Origin of the sequence: Nocardioides sp. NPDC023903, from assembly GCF_040639295.1 — a bacterium.
GTDB lineage: Bacteria > Actinomycetota > Actinomycetes > Propionibacteriales > Nocardioidaceae > Nocardioides.
Genome location: NZ_JBEZZS010000034.1, coordinates 1 through 15,833 on the forward strand (window position 1 = coordinate 1; position 15,833 = coordinate 15,833).

General features: G+C 68.5%; 21 protein-coding genes. 11 read left to right on the forward strand and 10 right to left on the reverse strand.

All coding sequences use genetic code 11. The features are described 5' to 3' along the window. The first annotated feature begins 2 nt into the window (after positions 1–2). Positions 3–287 (forward strand): SDR family NAD(P)-dependent oxidoreductase, encoded by a 285-nt coding sequence (locus AB0F44_RS24790; RefSeq protein ID WP_357359329.1) that lies wholly within the window; start codon positions 3–5, stop codon positions 285–287. Here the strand turns inward: AB0F44_RS24790 and AB0F44_RS24795 are convergent. The 3 genes from AB0F44_RS24795 to AB0F44_RS24805 are packed head-to-tail and all read right to left on the reverse strand — an operon-like array spanning position 208 to position 2,763. Continuing rightward, positions 208–1,179: an ADP-ribosylglycohydrolase family protein gene (locus tag AB0F44_RS24795; RefSeq protein WP_357359330.1), complete on the reverse strand. Its 972-nt coding sequence runs from the start codon at positions 1,177–1,179 to the stop codon at positions 208–210. The genes AB0F44_RS24790 and AB0F44_RS24795 overlap by 80 nt on opposite strands. Before the next feature lie 9 nt (positions 1,180–1,188). Further along, the gene (mshD, locus tag AB0F44_RS24800; protein ID WP_357359331.1) at positions 1,189–2,007 is read right to left on the reverse strand and encodes a mycothiol synthase; all 819 of its coding nucleotides are present in this window, start codon (positions 2,005–2,007) and stop codon (positions 1,189–1,191) included. Positions 2,008–2,016: 9 nt separating this feature from the next. After that, complete coding sequence (locus tag AB0F44_RS24805; RefSeq protein WP_160026765.1) at positions 2,017–2,763, reverse strand: response regulator transcription factor; 747 nt, start codon at positions 2,761–2,763, stop codon at positions 2,017–2,019. 122 nt (positions 2,764–2,885) lie between these two features. Here AB0F44_RS24805 and AB0F44_RS24810 point away from each other — a divergent pair, with 122 nt between their 5' ends. Continuing rightward, the gene (locus AB0F44_RS24810) at positions 2,886–3,155 is read left to right on the forward strand and encodes a MoaD/ThiS family protein (RefSeq protein ID WP_357359332.1); all 270 of its coding nucleotides are present in this window, start codon (positions 2,886–2,888) and stop codon (positions 3,153–3,155) included. 77 nt (positions 3,156–3,232) lie between these two features. Here the strand turns inward: AB0F44_RS24810 and AB0F44_RS24815 are convergent, their stop codons facing one another. Next, positions 3,233–3,667: an Hsp20 family protein gene (locus AB0F44_RS24815; protein ID WP_357359333.1), complete on the reverse strand. Its 435-nt coding sequence runs from the start codon at positions 3,665–3,667 to the stop codon at positions 3,233–3,235. Positions 3,668–3,762: 95 nt separating this feature from the next. On the opposite strand from AB0F44_RS24815, the gene AB0F44_RS24820 reads away from it, so the two are divergent. The 6 genes from AB0F44_RS24820 (at position 3,763) to AB0F44_RS24845 (ending at position 7,378) form a co-directional block, all read left to right on the forward strand. Then, on the forward strand, positions 3,763–4,053 hold the full coding sequence (locus AB0F44_RS24820; protein ID WP_357359334.1) for a MerR family transcriptional regulator: 291 nt from the start codon (positions 3,763–3,765) through the stop codon (positions 4,051–4,053). 29 nt (positions 4,054–4,082) lie between these two features. Beyond that, positions 4,083–4,544 (forward strand): thioredoxin family protein, encoded by a 462-nt coding sequence (locus tag AB0F44_RS24825; protein WP_357359335.1) that lies wholly within the window; start codon positions 4,083–4,085, stop codon positions 4,542–4,544. A 242-nt stretch (positions 4,545–4,786) separates the two neighbouring features. Further along, positions 4,787–5,248: a DUF4395 domain-containing protein gene (locus AB0F44_RS24830; protein ID WP_357359336.1), complete on the forward strand. Its 462-nt coding sequence runs from the start codon at positions 4,787–4,789 to the stop codon at positions 5,246–5,248. A 38-nt stretch (positions 5,249–5,286) separates the two neighbouring features. Next, the gene (locus AB0F44_RS24835) at positions 5,287–6,135 is read left to right on the forward strand and encodes a sulfurtransferase (RefSeq protein ID WP_357359337.1); all 849 of its coding nucleotides are present in this window, start codon (positions 5,287–5,289) and stop codon (positions 6,133–6,135) included. Positions 6,136–6,137: 2 nt separating this feature from the next. Further along, the gene (locus tag AB0F44_RS24840; RefSeq protein WP_045549621.1) at positions 6,138–6,437 is read left to right on the forward strand and encodes a DUF1416 domain-containing protein; all 300 of its coding nucleotides are present in this window, start codon (positions 6,138–6,140) and stop codon (positions 6,435–6,437) included. Between the two features lie 116 nt (positions 6,438–6,553). Continuing rightward, the gene (locus AB0F44_RS24845; RefSeq protein ID WP_357359338.1) at positions 6,554–7,378 is read left to right on the forward strand and encodes a 3-keto-5-aminohexanoate cleavage protein; all 825 of its coding nucleotides are present in this window, start codon (positions 6,554–6,556) and stop codon (positions 7,376–7,378) included. Positions 7,379–7,403: 25 nt separating this feature from the next. Here the strand turns inward: AB0F44_RS24845 and AB0F44_RS24850 are convergent, their stop codons facing one another. Then, positions 7,404–8,003, reverse strand: coding sequence for a TetR family transcriptional regulator (locus tag AB0F44_RS24850; protein ID WP_357359339.1), 600 nt, complete (start codon positions 8,001–8,003; stop codon positions 7,404–7,406). Between the two features lie 112 nt (positions 8,004–8,115). Here AB0F44_RS24850 and AB0F44_RS24855 point away from each other — a divergent pair, with 112 nt between their 5' ends. Next, positions 8,116–9,264, forward strand: coding sequence for an FAD-dependent oxidoreductase (locus AB0F44_RS24855; protein ID WP_357359340.1), 1,149 nt, complete (start codon positions 8,116–8,118; stop codon positions 9,262–9,264). Positions 9,265–9,272: 8 nt separating this feature from the next. Here the strand turns inward: AB0F44_RS24855 and cysC are convergent, their stop codons facing one another. From cysC to AB0F44_RS24880, 5 genes are all read right to left on the reverse strand, one after another. After that, positions 9,273–10,472 carry an adenylyl-sulfate kinase gene (gene cysC / locus AB0F44_RS24860; protein ID WP_357359341.1) on the reverse strand — a complete coding sequence of 400 codons (1,200 nt, stop codon included), beginning with the start codon at positions 10,470–10,472 and terminating at the stop codon, positions 9,273–9,275. A 121-nt stretch (positions 10,473–10,593) separates the two neighbouring features. Further along, positions 10,594–11,844: a GTP-binding protein gene (locus AB0F44_RS24865; RefSeq protein WP_355021524.1), complete on the reverse strand. Its 1,251-nt coding sequence runs from the start codon at positions 11,842–11,844 to the stop codon at positions 10,594–10,596. Next, on the reverse strand, positions 11,844–12,758 hold the full coding sequence (gene cysD, locus AB0F44_RS24870) for a sulfate adenylyltransferase subunit CysD (RefSeq protein ID WP_350660983.1): 915 nt from the start codon (positions 12,756–12,758) through the stop codon (positions 11,844–11,846). The genes AB0F44_RS24865 and cysD overlap by 1 nt, the downstream gene beginning before the upstream one ends. Before the next feature lie 168 nt (positions 12,759–12,926). Beyond that, the gene (locus AB0F44_RS24875) at positions 12,927–13,778 is read right to left on the reverse strand and encodes a HipA N-terminal domain-containing protein (protein WP_357359342.1); all 852 of its coding nucleotides are present in this window, start codon (positions 13,776–13,778) and stop codon (positions 12,927–12,929) included. Then, positions 13,778–14,065 carry a helix-turn-helix transcriptional regulator gene (locus AB0F44_RS24880; protein ID WP_357359343.1) on the reverse strand — a complete coding sequence of 96 codons (288 nt, stop codon included), beginning with the start codon at positions 14,063–14,065 and terminating at the stop codon, positions 13,778–13,780. The genes AB0F44_RS24875 and AB0F44_RS24880 overlap by 1 nt, the downstream gene beginning before the upstream one ends. A gap of 89 nt (positions 14,066–14,154) precedes the next feature. Here AB0F44_RS24880 and AB0F44_RS24885 point away from each other — a divergent pair, with 89 nt between their 5' ends. Next, positions 14,155–15,321: a nucleotide sugar dehydrogenase gene (locus AB0F44_RS24885; protein ID WP_357359344.1), complete on the forward strand. Its 1,167-nt coding sequence runs from the start codon at positions 14,155–14,157 to the stop codon at positions 15,319–15,321. A gap of 140 nt (positions 15,322–15,461) precedes the next feature. Next, positions 15,462–15,833, forward strand: a complete 372-nt coding sequence (locus tag AB0F44_RS24890) for a phosphomannose isomerase type II C-terminal cupin domain (RefSeq protein WP_091045897.1) — start codon at positions 15,462–15,464, stop codon at positions 15,831–15,833.

Genomic DNA, 15,833 nt, shown 5'->3' on the forward strand with positions numbered 1-15,833 from the left:
ACGTGCTGGTCGTCGCGTCCGCACTGTCCTTCATGCCCCTGGCCGGATTGGCTTCCTACGGTGCGAGCAAAGCCGGAGTCGAAATGCTGACCCTGGGCTACCGCCAAGAGGTGGCACACCTCGGTGTCACCGTCGGCGTGGCGACGAATCTCTACTTTCGTCGCCCACAACTACCTGCTCGGCGCGCCAGTTCTGCCGACTCGACGGTCAGGAACGGCCTGCGGCAACGGTGTCGAGGGCGAGCGTGGCCAGGAAGTCTCCGGGGATACCGGGGTAGCCGTGGCTGAGCTTGCGCCACTCGGCGGGGATGGCGGTGGCGCCCCAGCGGGCGCCGAGAAGGCCCCCGGCGATGGCAGCGATGGTGTCGGTGTCGTTGCCGATCCGGATGGTGGTGTTGAGCGCTTCGACGTAGTGGCTCGACGGGTCGGCCTCGGGCACGGGGGTCTGGGCGATCGACGACCAGGCGGCCTGTAAGGCGGTGACCACCCAGCCGTTGGGGTTGAACTTCGTCGGCGGCTCGGTCTCGGCCTCGTCGAGCTTCTCGGTCCAGAAGGTGGCTTCGGCGGGGGAAAGGAGGGAGAGGCCGGAGCGTACGTCGAGCTCGCCGTGCATCACCGCGTGCTCGATCGCCAGGGACCACAGCACGCAGCCGGACCGGGCATGCTCGTCCCAGTGGGTCAGGGCGCTCACCGCGGCGGCTGCCTCGGCGACGGCCGGACGGTCGCCGAGATAGCAGAGCGGGACGGGAGCGGTACGCATCAGGGAGCCGTTGCCTCCCGTGTGGCCGGTCATCTCGTGCAGCTTCTCCGAGACGTGCCGCAGCTGCGCGGCGGTCGGCGCGGGACCGGCGGTGTTGAGCACTCGGGCGGTCTGGTTGCCGATGTCCTTCGGCTCCGACTCCGCCCACGTCCTGAAGTTGCGGGCGACCGCGGTCAGCCCCTCCTCGGTACGCAGGTCGAGACCGCCCGCGGCGACGTCGAGGATGCACCACGACATCGTCGTGTCGTCGGTCCACTCCCCAGGCGCGAACGGGCCGAGCCCGCCGCCGAGCATCTGCGCCTTCTCGTCCGCGCCGAGCCGAGCCCGGTCGAACTCGTAGTGAGCTCCGAGCGCATCCGCCACCGCGGTTCCGACGATGGCCCCGACGGCCCGGTCACTCTGAGAATCGGTCAGCTTCACGCGAAGACACTAGCGGCGCGTGTACTGCACATGCGTGTCCGCCGCAGCGCGCGTGAAGCCGAGGCCTTCGTAGAGACGTACGGCCGGGGTGTTGTCGCCCTCGACATAGAGATGGATCCGCTCGACGCCGGCACCAGCCAGGTGGTTCAACCCGAGGAGCGTGACCAGCTTGCCGAGGCCACGGCCCTGCGCGGCGGGATCGACACCGACGACGTAGACCTCGCCCTCGGTCTCGCTGTGGCGCTTGGTCCAGTGGAACGCCAGAAGCTTCTCGTCCTCCCACGCGGTGACCAGCCCCGACGGGTCGAACCACGACTCCGCCATCCGCTCCTGTAGACCGGCCTCGTCCAGCGATCCCTGCTCGGGGTGGTGCGCGAAGGCGGCAGCGTTGACGCGGAGCAGTTCGGCCTCGTCGCCGGGCTCGAAGCCGCGTACGACGATCCCGTCGGGTGTCTCCGGAGCCGGCGGCAGACCGGCAACAGGACGACGCATCACCCACAGCTCACGGGTGCGCTCCCAGCCCTGTGCGGCGGCCAGCCGGGCAGCCGCCGGGTTGTCCCCGTGCGACCACGCCGTGGTCCCGGGCACCAGAGACGGCGCCCGGAGCAGCAGTTGGCGACCCAGGCCGACACCGCGATGCTGAGTCAGCACCACCAGCGACAGCTCGGTGCCGACCAACAGCCCGAAACCGCGTACGTCACCCCAGATCGTGGCGTCCTCCGGACGGTTGCGTAGCGTCAGGAGGGTCGCCTCGTCGAGCGGCGCCGCGCCGTCGTACGCCTCGGTCGCCTTCGCGATGGCCAGGACCTGTTCGACGGTGAGTGCCATAGGTGCAGCCTAGGCGTCGGCCCCCAGGCGAGGAGACGGGGTCAGCCGGGCGCCGTCGGCGGCGGCCTCGTTGTTCTTCGACGGCAGCACGAAGCGGTAGCCGACGTTGCGGACGGTGCCGATGAGGGTCTCGTTCTCGGGGCCGAGCTTGGCGCGCAGGCGACGTACGTGGACGTCGACGGTGCGGGTGCCGCCGAAGTAGTCGTAGCCCCACACCTCCTGCAGCAGCTGCTGGCGGGAGAAGACGCGGCCGGGGTGCTGGGCGAGGAACTTCAGGAGCTCGAACTCCTTGAAGGTCAGGTCGAGCGGGCGGCCGCCGATCTTGGCGGTGTAGGTGGCGTCGTCGACGACGACCTCGCCGGAGCGGATGACGTGGGCCTCGGGGTCGGAGGCCTCGCGGGCCGCCGAGATGCGGCCGATCGCAAGCTTGATCCGGGCCTCGAGCTCGGCCGGACCGCAGGTGTGCAGCACGACGTCGTCCATGCCCCAGTCGTGGGCGACGACGGCGAGGCCACCCTCGGTGGCGATCAGCAGAACGGGGATGTCGGTGCCGGTCGTACGGATCAGACGACACAGGTCACGGGCCTGGGCGAGGTCCTGCCGGCCGTCTACCAGCAGCAGGTCGGAGTCGGGCGCCTCGAGAAGCGCGCTACCTTCAGCAGGAAGGATCTTCACCTGATGGCCGAGGAGCGAGAGCCCGGGAAGGACATCTGCCGAAGGCTGGAGCGAACTGGTCAACAACAGAAGCGAGCTCATTGGGGGTGCCTCTCGGTCAGAGAAAGAGGAGCACCGAAACGCAACATTGAGCCTCGGTGAGGTGATCGTTGCACCATATTAACGAAACCTGACGGTGACATAGGAAGGATGTCCACGAGAAAGTGACGAATGTTATAGAGGTTCACTACTGGGCCGCGGCCAAGTCAGCGGCCGGGACTCCGTCCGACAAGTTCGAGGTCGACGGCCCGTTGACGCTGGCAGAGGTCGTACGCCGCGCCGCGGAGCTGCATGCCGACACCCGTCTTCCCGAGATCCTGAAGGTCTGCTCGGCACTCATCGGTGACCGCCCGGCGGGTACGGGCGACCCCGGCGGGATCGAGGTCCCACCGGGGTCGACAGTTGAGTTCCTTCCGCCGTTCGCCGGCGGCTGATTCGCGAGGGGCTGGGGAAGCCCGCGCCCGGTGACTCACCTGCGTAAGGGCCTGCCGGGGCGGGCAGGTCCTATCCCTCAGCCCTCGATCGCGGCCGGCTCCGGCTTGGCGCTGGTGGCGATCTGGATCTTGCGCGGCTTGGCCTTCTCGGCGACCGGCACGACCAGGCGCAGCACGCCGGCGTCGTACGCAGCCTCGATGTGGTCGAGGTCGAGGTTGTCGCCGAGCACGAGCTGACGGCTGAAGCTGCCGCGGACGCGCTCGTTGGCGAGCATCTGCCAGTCGCCGTTCTTGGCGACCCGCTCGGCCTTGACGGTGAGTACGTTGCGCTCGACATCCAGGTCGATCGTGTCCGGGCTGACGCCGGGAAGGTCGAACTCGATGACGAACCGGTCGCCCTCGCGCCAGGCATCCATGGGCATCACGGCCGGCCGGTTGGTGGTGCCGCCGCCCAGGAGCTGCTGGGTGATGCGATCGAACTCGCGGAACGGATCGGTGCTTCGGATCAGCATTGGATTCCCTCCTGACGGGATCTATATCAGCGGTTACACCTTTCATATATCCCAATCGCTAGATGATTTCAAGTCCTCGTGTCAGAATTGACCGTGTGACGGAGCGAACCAGGGCTGTGTACGCCATCTCGGTGGCCGCGGAGATGGCCGACATGCAGATCCAGAACCTCCGCGTCTACGAGCGGCGGGGGCTGGTCGACCCTGCGCGGACCTCGGGCGGCACCCGGCTCTACTCCCGCGCCGACGTCGATCGTCTCGTCCGCATCCGTGACCTCCTCGCCGACGGCCTCAACCTCGCCGGCATCGCCCGCGTGCTGGCTCTGGAGGAGGACGTACGCCGCCTGGAAGCGGCCAACGAGAGGCTTCGGCGCGCCTCGAGGGAATGAGCGGGGCGGATTACCGGTTCAATAGTTCCATGAGCACCGGAGCCTGGATCGCCGTCATCGCGATAGCCGCCGCCGTCGTCTTCGGCCTTTTCCGGATGCTCAGCGACGGCCGCTTCCGAGGCACGAAGGAGCTCCATGTGACTCACGAGGACCACGCACCCGAGCCGCACGCGTGGGACGCGGTCACCGACGCACTGGGCGAGACCGAGCTCGGTGACCGCGCGACTCTCGTGCAGTTCTCCAGTGCCTTCTGCGCGCCCTGCCGGGCGACCCGGCGAATCCTGGGCGAGGTCGCCGACATCGTCCCGGGCGTGGTGCACGTCGAGATCGACGCCGAGCACCACCTCGACCTGGTGCGCCGCCTCGACATCATGCGTACCCCGACGACCTTGGTCATCGACGGCTCCGGGAACGAGATCGCACGTGCCTCGGGGGCTCCGCGCAAGGAGCAGGTCCTGAGTGCGATTCCTGCCGTCAATCTCGAATCCTGACACGCTCGTCCATATGACGAGACATTCGTTTCGTGGCCGTCGAGCATCGCGCTACTGTCATCGCATGTTCTCGACCATGCTGACCAAGCGCCGCGCAGTGGATCACTGCCGCGTGCGCTCGGCGCTGTGTCGTTCCTGCCGCTGATTCCCTGAGATTGTCGACCGAGTCGACCCTGGGGATCGCTTTCGCCTGTCAGGCTCGTTCCTGACGACCTCCCCTCCACTCTCGCAGGAGCACACCTATGTCCGAGACCTCAGGCCAGACGGCGACACAGACCGGAATCGACCCTCGTGGCCCGCAGTTCGCTGCGGCGCTGACCGTTGTCGTACTCATCCTGGCTCTGCTGCTCCCGCAGCCATGGGCTCTGGTGGTGACGGCCATTCAGACCGTGCTCTTCGCGATCGGGGCCGGTCTCGGCGTTCAGCGGACCCCGCACTCCTGGCTCTTCAAGAAGTTCGTACGTCCCCGGCTCGGGGCTCCGAACGAGCTCGAGGACCCGGCACCGCCCAGGTTCGCCCAGGGCGTCGGCCTCGCCTTCGTGCTGGTCGCGCTCGTGGGCTTCATCCTCGGCGCCACGCTCGTGGCGCAGATCGCGCTCGGCTTCGCACTTGTCGCGGCCGTGCTCAATGCCGCCTTCAAGTTCTGCCTCGGCTGCGAGCTCTACCTGCTGATCAGGCGAGTGGGTCTCATCCCCTCGGCCTGACCCCCTGAACGCAAGAAACACCAACGAAAGGTACCTAGATGACCCGCGAGAACTCCCTCGTCTCCGCCCAGTGGGTGGAGGAGCACCTCGATGACCCGAAGGTGGTGCTGATCGAGGTCGACGAAGACACCACCGCCTACGACAAGGGCCACATCAAGGGCGCGATCAAGCTCGACTGGACCACCGACCTGCAGGACCAGGTGCGCCGCGACTTCGTCAACAAGGACCAGTTCTCCGCACTGCTCTCCGAGCGTGGCGTCTCCAACGACGACACTGTGGTGCTCTATGGCGGCAACAACAACTGGTTCGCCGCGTACGCCTTCTGGTACTTCAAGCTCTACGGCCACCAGGACGTCAAGCTCCTCGACGGCGGCCGCAAGAAGTGGGAGCTCGACTCCCGCGAGCTGACCGACGAGACTGTCACCCGAGAGGCGGCCAGCTACACCGCCAAGGACCAGGACCTCTCGATCCGCGCCTTCCGCGACGAGACCGTCGAGGCCATTGGCGTGAAGAACCTGGTCGACGTGCGGTCGCCTGACGAGTTCGCCGGCCGCCTCCTCGCGCCGGCCCACCTCCCGCAGGAGCAGGCCCAGCGCGCCGGTCACATCCCGACCGCGGCCAACGTCCCGTGGTCCAAGGCGGCCAACGACGACGGCACCTTCCGCTCCGACGAGGAGCTCAAGGAGATCTACTCCGAGGCCGGCGTCGACTGGAGCAAGGACACCATCGCCTACTGCCGCATCGGCGAGCGCTCCTCGCACACCTGGTTCGTGCTCAAGGAGCTCCTCGGCCAGGAGAACGTGAAGAACTACGACGGCTCGTGGACCGAGTACGGCTCCCTCGTCGGCGTCCCGGTCGTCACCGGCGACGAGCCCGGGGAGGCCTGAGCATGTGCGGAGCAACTGAGGGCGGGCTCTCGCTCGCCGGCGTCGATGTCGCCAAGGAAGCAGTCATCCAGGGTCAGGTGACCCGTGGCGGCGAGCCGGTCCACGGTGCGTATGTCCGGCTGCTCGACCGCACCGGCGAGTTCACCGCCGAGGTGCCCACCTCGGCCACCGGCCACTTCCGGTTCTTCGCCGGCGACGGCGAGTGGACGCTGCGTACGCTCGCGCCGAAGGCCGAGCCCGTGGACAAGAAGGTCCACGCTGCGGTCGGCAACGTCGCCGAGGTGACGATCCCGATCGGCTGACGATCCCTGACGTGGGAGCCCCGGTGTCACTTTGACACTGGGGCTCCCACGTCGTTTTTGCCATCATTGGGCGGAGATATTGCGGTGGATCCGTTGAATGGCGCTAGATTGTCCGGGTGACTGGACTGCTTGTGACCGTGGCGCCGACCGGGGCGGAAACCGCGAAGGAAGACTGCCCGCAGCTGCCGACGACGCTCGAGGAGCTGGTGGCGACGGCCGTCGAGTGCGAGGAGGCGGGGGCGCGGATGATCCACGTCCACATCCGCGACGACGACCACGCGCCGACGCTCGACCTGGGGCGGCTCACCGAGACCGTCGACGCGCTCCACGAGAAGACCGAGCTGATCGTGCAGCTCTCCACCGGCGGCTCGGTCCATGACCCGCTGGACAAGCGGCTGAAGGTGCTCGACGCCGGGCCGGACTCCTGCTCGCTGACGATGGGCACGACCAACTTCGGCGACGACGTCTTCTCCAACCCGTGGCCGTTCATCTCCGAGCTCTACCAGCTCACCCAGGAGCGCGGCGTGGTGCCGGAGTTCGAGCTCTTCGACCTGGGGCACGTCGCCGCCCTGCAGCGGCTGCTGGGCAAGTACGGCCTGCCCGCGGGCGGCAAGGTCCACGTCGACTTCGTCATGGGCGTGCCCGGTGGCATGCCCGGCACCTCTGCCGCGCTGGTCGCCGGCGTCGCCGCACTGCCGGACGAGGTGACCTCGTGGTCGGCGACCGGCATCGGCCGCTCGACCCTCCCGGTCATGCTCACCTCGCTGGCCATGGGCGGGCATCTGCGGGTCGGGATGGAGGACGTACTCACCCTTGCCAAGGGTGTCCCCGTCGACGCCAACCGCCAGCTCGTCGAGCGTGCCGTAGAAGCGGCCGCGGTCGCTCAGCGGGAGCCGATGAGCACAGACGAGGCCTGGGCCCTCCTCGGCCTCAAGCGATAGGCGCAAGATTCGCCGAGTCGGCTCGTCATGACGAGCCGACTCGGCCCTCGTTTTGGTCAGTTTGAGCCGACTCGGCGGTGAGGTAGCGGTCGATCGTCGGGGCCACCCAGGTGACGATCTCCTCCGGGTCCATCTCGACGATGGGTGGGAGATGGAGTACGTAGCGGCCCAGCGCGATGCCGAGGAGCTGGGTGGCGACGAGGGCTGCCCGGCGGGCGGCCTCGGTCGGGTCGGGGCACAGGGGAGCGACGGCGGCGGCGACCTGGGTGGCGAAGATGCTCCGCATCTGCTCCGCGGCCTGGGGATCCGAGGCGGCCCGGCGGAGCAGGGCCATCAGGGTGCCCTCGGAGTCCCAGGTGCGTACGAAATGGGCGGTCATCACGCGGCCGACCTCGCCCTCCGGGGTCGTGGAGAGGTCGGGGAGAGCCAGGTCGATCGAGGCGGCGACCTTGAAGAGCTCCTCCTTGTTGCCGAAGTAGCGCATCACCATCGACGGGTCGATCTGCGCCTCTGAGGCGATGGCGCGGATGGTGGTGCGGTCGTATCCCTGCCGCGCGAAGTGCTCGCGCGCGACGGCGAGGATGCGCTCGCGGGTCTCAGCTCCGGATCGGCGCATATCGGTCATGCCAACAAGTGTAGGCCAACGCTCGTTGACGTCAATGGCGACAGCGCGCTAACTTGGTCAACACCAGTTGGCCAACAAGTGTTGACCTCCGAATCAGAGCAAGGAGCGCATCATGTCCACCATCACCACTGATGTCCTCGTCGCCGGCGCCGGCCCCACCGGGCTGGCGGTGGCGGCCAAGCTGGCCGCAGCCGGCATCGACGTCACCGTTATCGACAACCAGGCCTCCGGGGACAACACCTCCCGGGCCGCGGTCGTCCACGCCCGCACCCTGGAGGTCCTCGCCGACCTCGGCGTCTCAGCTCGCCTTGTCGAGGAGGGCATCGAGGCGCCGCGCTTCACCATCCGTGACCGCGACAAGGTCCTGGTGCCGATCCGCTTCGACGACCTCCCCAGCGAGTTCCCCTACGCCCTGATGGTCTCCCAGGCGGTCACCGAGCGGGTCCTCCTCGAGCGCCTCACCGAGCTCGGCGGTCACGTACGCCGGCCGCTCACCCTCGTCGACCTCGTCCAGGACGACACCGGCGTCACCGCCACCACCGAGGACGGCACCGAGATCCGCGCGCGCTACCTCGTCGGCGCCGACGGCATGCACTCCACCGTGCGCGACAAGTCCGGGATCGGCTTCCCGGGAGGAAAGTACGCCGAGTCGTTCAGCCTCGCCGACGTACGCATCGAGGGCGACCTGCCGCACGACGAGGTCATCCTCTACTTCTCTCCCGAGGGCACCCTGGTCTCGGCGCCCCTGCCCGACGGCTCGTTCCGGTTCGTCGCACCGGTCCCCGAGGCCCCGGAGAAGCCCGACGTCGACTATGTCCAGGGCCTTCTCGACCGGCGCGGTGGCGTCAAGAGTCCGGCCAAGGTCACCGAGGTCCTGTGGGGGTCGCGGTTCCGGGTCCACCACCGGGTCGCCGACGCCTACCGGGCGGGCCGGGTCCTGATCGCCGGCGACGCCGCCCACGTGCACAGCCCCGCGGGCGGCCAGGGCATGAACACCGGTCTCCAGGACGCGGTCGTGCTCGGAGACGCCCTCGTCGCGACCATCGCCCGCGGCGAGGACGCGCTCGACGACTACGCCGCCCGCCGCCGGCCCGTCGCCGAGGAAGTCATCGAGCTCTCCGACCGGCTGACCCGGTTCGGCATCGCGCAGGGGGTCCGGCGCAGCGTACGGAACCTGGTGCTGTCCACGCTCGCGAGGCTCCCGCGCTTCCGCCGGATGCTCGCCTGGCGCCTGTCCGGGCTGGTCTACCGCGACCGCTGAGCCGCGGCTCAGGCGAGGTCGAGGTAACCCGCCGAGCGCAGGCCCTCGATGACGTCGTCCAAGGCGTCCTCGATCGAGCGGCCGGTGGTGTCGACGCGTACGTCGGCGTCGGCCGGCTCCTCATAGGGCGAGGAGATCCCGGTGAACTCGGGGATCTCGCCGCGTCGGGCCTTGGCGTAGAGGCCTTTGCGGTCGCGCCGCTCGCACTCCTCCAGCGGCGTGGCCACGTGGACCAGGAAGAAGGCGCCACCGGCGTCATCGACGTAGCCGCGTACGTCCTGGCGGGTCGAGTCGAAGGGCGCGATGGGGGAGCAGACGGCGAGGCCGCCGTGGCGGGAGATCTCGGCGGCCACCCAGCCGATCCGGCGGATGTTGGTCTCCCGGTCCTCCTTGGAGAAGGTCAGCCCGGCCGACAGGTTGCGGCGCACGACATCGCCGTCGAGCGAGGTGACCGTGCGCGCGCCCTGCTCGAGGATCCGATCCATCAGGGCACGGGCGAGGGTGGACTTGCCGGAGCCGGACAGGCCGGTGAAGAAGATGACCAGGCCCTGGTCCTCAGGCGCCGGCTGGTCGGAGGCGATGACCGCGGCGATCGCCTCGGTGTAGTCGGCCGACTCGGTCGAGTTGCCCGAGGAGAGTGCGTGGATCGGGTCACCCCCGGCGTACGCCTCCACCACGGCCACCCCGAGGGCGTGGTCGGCCTCGGGGTCGTCGTGCGAAGCCAGCGGCACCGCGACGACGGCCGCGTCGGGGAGGTCCTCCGCGGCCAGCAACGAGGCACGCAGCAGGGCGACGGGGGAGAGCGACGGCGTGCCGTGCCCGACCAGAGCGAGCAGCAGCACCGGCCCGAGGGCCGCGATCTCCGCGATCTCGGCGGTGGTGAGCGCGTCGGTGACCGGGACGACCGTCCGCCCGGCGTACGCCTTCCGGGTCTGTTCCGGGGTGAGGTGGAGCCGTCGGAAGGGACCGTAGGCGGGGGAGGACAGGCCGGTGACCTCGCCCGCGGGCCAGGTGACCCGGGCCAGTGGAAGTCCCTCGGGGTCGACGATCTCCACCGCGCCGTCCGCGGCCGCGCTCTCGGCAACCGAGGCCGGCAGGGTGAGCGTCAACGCCGACCCGGGAGCGTTCAGCGGACCCGGGAGGGCCCCGGAGACGATCAGCTCGATGTCGTCGAGCTCGCGCGGCGTGGGAGAGAACTGCTGAGGCACAAGATCACCTGGTGAGGTCGGTATGAGATAGCCGGCAGCGTTTGCCACTGCCGAGTCGGCGCAATCCGGTCCTCGCTGCGCTCCGGTCCGTTTGCGCCGACTCGGCAGTGGCTAAACGCGCTCAGTCGTTGATCATGCCCGCGCCGACGGTGACGCCGGTCGCCTCGTCGATGAGGATGAAAGAGCCGGTGGTGCGGTTCTTCGAGTAGGGGTCGCACAGCAGCGGCTTGGTGGTGCGCAGCTGGACGCGGCCGATCTCGTTGAGGCCGAGCTCCTTGGTCTCCAGGTCGCGGTGGAGGCTGTTGACGTCCAGGCGGTACTGGATGTCCTTGACCAGCGCTCGCGCCGAGTTGGAGGTGTGCTTGATGGCCAGCTTCTGCCGCGGACGCAGCGGAGCGTTGGTCATCCAGCAGATCATCGCGTCGATGTCCTGGCTCGGCTCGGGGGCGTTCTTGACCCGCGAGATCATGTCGCCGCGGCTCACGTCGACGTCGTCCTCGAGCCGGACGGTCACCGACATCGGCGGGAACGCCTCGGGGATCTCCTTGTCGAACAGGTCGATCCCGGCGATCTTGCTGGTCATCCCGGAGGGAAGCACCATGACCTCGTCGCCCGGCTTGAGCACTCCACCGGCGACCTGGCCCGCGTAGCCGCGGTAGTCGTGGTGGTCGTCGGACTTCGGCCGGATGACGTACTGCACCGGGAGGCGCACGTCGACCAGGTCGCGGTCGGAGGCGACGTGGACGTGCTCGAGGTGGTGGATCAGCGTCGGGCCGGAGTACCAGTCCATGCTGGTGGAGCGGGTCACCACGTTGTCACCCTGGAGCGCCGAGATCGGGATGACCTCGAGGTCCGGGATGTTGAGCTTGGTCGCGAACGCGGTGAACTCGGCCGAGATCTTGTTGTAGACCTCCTGGGAGTAGTCCACGAGGTCCATCTTGTTGATGCACAGGACCAGGTGGGGCACTCGCAGCAGCGAGAGCAGCACCGCGTGACGGCGCGACTGCTCGGTCAGCCCGTGACGAGCGTCGACGAGCACCAGGCCGAGGTCGGCGGTGGAGGCACCGGTGACCATGTTGCGCGTGTACTGCACGTGGCCCGGGGTGTCGGCGATGATGAACTTGCGGTTGGGCGTCGCGAAGTAGCGGTAGGCCACATCGATGGTGATGCCCTGCTCGCGCTCGGACCGCAGTCCGTCCGTCAGCAGCGACAGGTCGACGTAGCCGTGGCCCTTGTCCTGCGAGGTCTTCTCGACCGACTCGAGCTGGTCGGTGAAGATCGACTTCGAGTCGAACAGCAGCCGCCCGATGAGGGTGGACTTGCCGTCGTCGACCGAGCCGGCGGTGGCGAACCTCAGGAGGTCCATGGCCATCAGAAGTAGCCTTCCTTCTTGCGGTCCTCCATGGCGGCCTCGGAGAACCGATCGTCACCGCGGGTCGCGCCACGCTCGGTGACCCGGGCAGCGGCGACCTCCTCGATGATCTCGGGGATGGTGGATGCGGTCGACTCGACGCAGCCGGTCAGGGTCATGTCGCCGCAGGTGCGGTAGCGGACCGTACGCTCGGTGACGACCTCGCCCTCGCGCAGCGGGTTGAGCGGGGTCTCGGTCAGCAGCATGCCGTCGCGCTCGAAGACGCGACGCTGGTGAGCGAAGTAGACCTGCGGGATCTCGATGCCCTCGCGGCCGATGTAGTCCCAGATGTCCAGCTCGGTCCAGTTGGAGATCGGGAAGATCCGCATGTGCTCGCCCTCGTGCAGGCGGCCGTTGTAGAGCGACCAGAGCTCGGGGCGCTGCATCTTGGGGTCCCACTGGCCGAACTCGTCGCGGTGGGAGTAGACGCGCTCCTTGGCGCGGGCCTTCTCCTCGTCGCGGCGACCGCCACCGAAGGCGGCGGTGAAGCCGTTCTCCTCGATCGCGTTGAGCAGCGTGGGGGTCTGGAGGCGGTTGCGCGAGGTCTTGCCGTCGTCGACGACGATGCCGCGCGCGATGGCGTCATCGATGCTCGCGATCACCAGGCGTACGCCCAGTCGGCTGACCCAGCGGTCACGCGTCTCGGCGACCTCGGGGAAGTCGAGGCCGTTGTCGATCTGGAGAACAGGGAACGGGATCTTGGCAGGGAAGAAAGCCTTCTCCGCAAGTCGCAGCATCACGATGCTGTCCTTGCCGCCCGAGAACATCAGGACAGGCTTCTCGAACTCTGCCGCGGCCTCGCGGAAGATGTGGATCGACTCGGCTTCCAGCTGGTCGAGCTGGCTGAGCCGGTAGTCGGCGTGTGTTGCAGTCATTACGGAACCAGAGGACCTCTCCGTCAGGTTGAGGCGCCCATGCTAGTGGCGGCTTCCACGGCACGGCGAAATGTCCCATCCCCGCGTGGGCAGGAATCCGAGTGTACGCACGCGTCGGCCCTTGTCCGGCAGCACCACTCGCACGGTGAGATGGGGAGGTGGGACGCGTCAGCGCCGAGGTGCCACGGCGACCCGGTCCCCGGCCAGCAGGAAGGCGATCTCGTCGACGTCATCGGCCGGAGGCGGCGCCAGGTCGAGCCGAAGGAACAGGTCGCGTACGCCGCCGGGGTCGATGTCCTCGCCCGGCCGTAGACCCAGCGCCTGCCGGATCGTCTCGGCATGGATGCGCCGGCCGCCGAGCCGGTCCCAGCGCTCCGCGACGAGTGCCGCCTGCGCTCCGAAGGTGACCAGCTCGGTGCGGGTGGCGGGCACCCCGCTGGAGCGGGCCCGGCCCAGCTCCGCGATCCTCGCGGCCGCCTCCTCGGGGGTCGTCGGCCGCAGGATGTGCGTCGACGGATGCTCGTACGTCGGCCAGAACCACTTCCCCGAGGCCCACCGCAGCGCGAACTTCCCCTGGTGACCACCGAGGGAGAACCGCGGCCGGGCCCGCTGGTCGAGCCACGAGGTGGGCTGGTTGCGTAGCGCTGCGAGGCGGGTCGTGATCTCGGGCAGCGGCGCCTCGACGGGATGCGGCGCCCGGCGCCAGGGCAGGTCGGGGTCGGCGGAGAGCGAGACCGCGCCGGGGAGGTCGTCGCCGTACGAGGCGAGCAGCGTCATCGGCTCGCTGTCGGGCAGGCCTCGCTCGCGCGCCCATCTGCGGCGTACGTCCTCGCGGGCCGGGAGCAGGTTGTCGAGCCAGGCGCGGGCGGCTCCCGGGGCCAAGGCTGGGCCGGTGCGGGGGAGGGAGAGCGAGATCGGTGTCGGGCCGGCGGCCTCGGCGTAGGTGAAGTCGATCCGGTCGCCGGCCTGGCGGAAGGTGCCCATCCGGCGGCGGCCGGCGAAGGCGTACAGCTCTCGCATCAGGGGCCGGTCAGACAGCGGGCCAGGACGGCGTCGAGGTCGACGTCCTCCAGGGGCGGGGCGATCGGGGAGAGCTGCGTGGGGGCGAGATAGACGTCGAGGACCTCCAGCAGCGCGAGCGCCTTGCCCAGCTCGGCGCGCGAGTGGCCGGACTCGACGTCGACCACGAACCGCCTGCCCACACCGGCCCGGTGCGCCAGCTCGCCCTGGGTGAGGCCGGCGCGGCGCCGGGCCGAGCGAACGGCCGACCCGAAGGCGGCGGGTGAGGTCAGGTAGGGCGACGGCACGATGAACACTTTACGCGATGTTCCCGTACGGGAACATCGCTGGTTTATACGCTGTGACCGGCCTCGAACCGCTGCTTACAGTGCCGAACATGAAGATCACCGTTGTCGGCGTGGGCTACGTCGGGATGTCTCTCGCCGTCCTGCTCGCCCAGAAGCACGAGGTCGTCGTGCTGGACATCTCCCAGGAGCGGGTCGACCTGGTCAACGCGGCCAGGACCCCGATCGAGGACGCCGAGATCACCAGCTTCCTGGCCACCAAGGAGCTCAACCTGCGCGCGACCCTCGACAAGGAGGACGCCTACGCGAACGCCGCGTACGTCATCGTCGCCACCCCGACGAACTACGACGAGGCCTCGAACTACTTCGACACCTCCAGCGTCGACGGCGTGATCGCCGACGCGGTCAGCTACGCGCCGGAGGCGGCGATCGTGGTGAAATCGACCATCCCGGTCGGCTACATCGCGGCCAAGCGTGAGCAGCACCCCGAGGTGACGCTCTTCTTCAGCCCCGAGTTCCTCCGTGAGGGCAAGGCGCTTCACGACAACCTGCACCCCTCCCGCATCGTCGTCGGCGACGACTCCCCGGCCGCCAAGGGCTTCGCCGAGCTGCTGCTCGAGGGCTCGCTCGAGCCGGACGTACCGGTACTGATGACCGGTGCCACCGAGGCCGAGGCGATCAAGCTGTTCGCCAACACCTACCTGGCGCTGCGGGTCGCGTACTTCAACGAGCTGGACACGTACGCCGCCACCCACGGCCTCAACACGACCCAGATCATCGAGGGCGTCGGCCTGGACCCCCGGATCGGGTCGCACTACAACAACCCGAGCTTCGGCTACGGCGGCTACTGCCTGCCCAAGGACACCAGGCAGCTCCAGGCCAACTACCAGGACGTCCCGCAGAACCTCATCTCGGCGATCGTCGAGGCCAACACCACCCGCAAGGACTTCGTCGCCACCGACATCCTGCGCCGCGAGCCGAAGGTGGTCGGCGTCTACCGGCTGATCATGAAGTCGGGCTCGGACAACTTCCGTGAGTCCTCGATCCAGGGCGTGATGAAGCGGATCAAGGCCAAGGGCGTCGAGGTGGTCATCTACGAGCCCGAGCTCGACGAGCCGGAGTTCTTCCACTCCGAGATCATCAAGGACCTCGACGAGTTCAAGCAGCGGGCCGACGTGATCATCGCCAACCGGCGCACCGACGTGCTCGCCGATGTCGCCGACAAGGTCTACACACGCGACATCTACGGGCGCGACTGAGGCCCTCCGGCTGAGAAATCTGCTCCCGTGGGCGACCTGCGGGTAACGGACCGGTGAATATCGGTTCGCAATGAACCGTGCGCGGATGCGTACAGTTATGGTCGCGTCTTCTGTTCAGTGTCTAGGAATGAGGCAACATCATGGCTGGTGACTCCGAGACCCGCCCCTGGGGTTCGTGGCACGTCATCGACATCGGTCCGGGCTACAAGGTCAAGCGGATCGAGGTGCTGCCCAACAGCCGCCTCTCCTACCAGACCCACACCCACCGCTCCGAGCACTGGGTGGTCATCTACGGCAAGGCGACCTGCATCATCGACGGCGTGACCACGATCGCCGGCCCCGGCGAGTCCGTCGACGTCGCCGTCGGCCAGGCCCACCGGATCTGCAACGAGACCGACGAGCCGCTCTCGATCATCGAGGTCCAGCGCGGTGGCTACACCGGCGAGGACGACATCGTCCGCCTCGAGGACGACTTCGGCCGGGCTGAGCAGAAGATCACGGCCGAGGCCTGA

Bases quoted from the DNA above. Each gene is read 5' to 3' on its own strand.
- mshD (WP_357359331.1), bottom strand. From the start codon at position 2,007: ATGGCACTCACCGTCGAACAGGTCCTGGCCATCGCGAAGGCGACCGAG.
- AB0F44_RS24805 (WP_160026765.1), bottom strand. From the start codon at position 2,763: ATGAGCTCGCTTCTGTTGTTGACCAGTTCGCTCCAGCCTTCGGCAGAT.
- AB0F44_RS24815 (WP_357359333.1), bottom strand. From the start codon at position 3,667: ATGCTGATCCGAAGCACCGATCCGTTCCGCGAGTTCGATCGCATCACC.
- AB0F44_RS24825 (WP_357359335.1), top strand. From the start codon at position 4,083: ATGAGCACCGGAGCCTGGATCGCCGTCATCGCGATAGCCGCCGCCGTC.
- AB0F44_RS24830 (WP_357359336.1), top strand. From the start codon at position 4,787: ATGTCCGAGACCTCAGGCCAGACGGCGACACAGACCGGAATCGACCCT.
- AB0F44_RS24835 (WP_357359337.1), top strand. From the start codon at position 5,287: ATGACCCGCGAGAACTCCCTCGTCTCCGCCCAGTGGGTGGAGGAGCAC.
- AB0F44_RS24840 (WP_045549621.1), top strand. From the start codon at position 6,138: ATGTGCGGAGCAACTGAGGGCGGGCTCTCGCTCGCCGGCGTCGATGTC.
- AB0F44_RS24850 (WP_357359339.1), bottom strand. From the start codon at position 8,003: ATGACCGATATGCGCCGATCCGGAGCTGAGACCCGCGAGCGCATCCTC.
- AB0F44_RS24855 (WP_357359340.1), top strand. From the start codon at position 8,116: ATGTCCACCATCACCACTGATGTCCTCGTCGCCGGCGCCGGCCCCACC.
- AB0F44_RS24865 (WP_355021524.1), bottom strand. From the start codon at position 11,844: ATGGCCATGGACCTCCTGAGGTTCGCCACCGCCGGCTCGGTCGACGAC.
- cysD (WP_350660983.1), bottom strand. From the start codon at position 12,758: ATGACTGCAACACACGCCGACTACCGGCTCAGCCAGCTCGACCAGCTG.
- AB0F44_RS24875 (WP_357359342.1), bottom strand. From the start codon at position 13,778: ATGCGAGAGCTGTACGCCTTCGCCGGCCGCCGCCGGATGGGCACCTTC.
- AB0F44_RS24885 (WP_357359344.1), top strand. From the start codon at position 14,155: ATGAAGATCACCGTTGTCGGCGTGGGCTACGTCGGGATGTCTCTCGCC.
- AB0F44_RS24890 (WP_091045897.1), top strand. From the start codon at position 15,462: ATGGCTGGTGACTCCGAGACCCGCCCCTGGGGTTCGTGGCACGTCATC.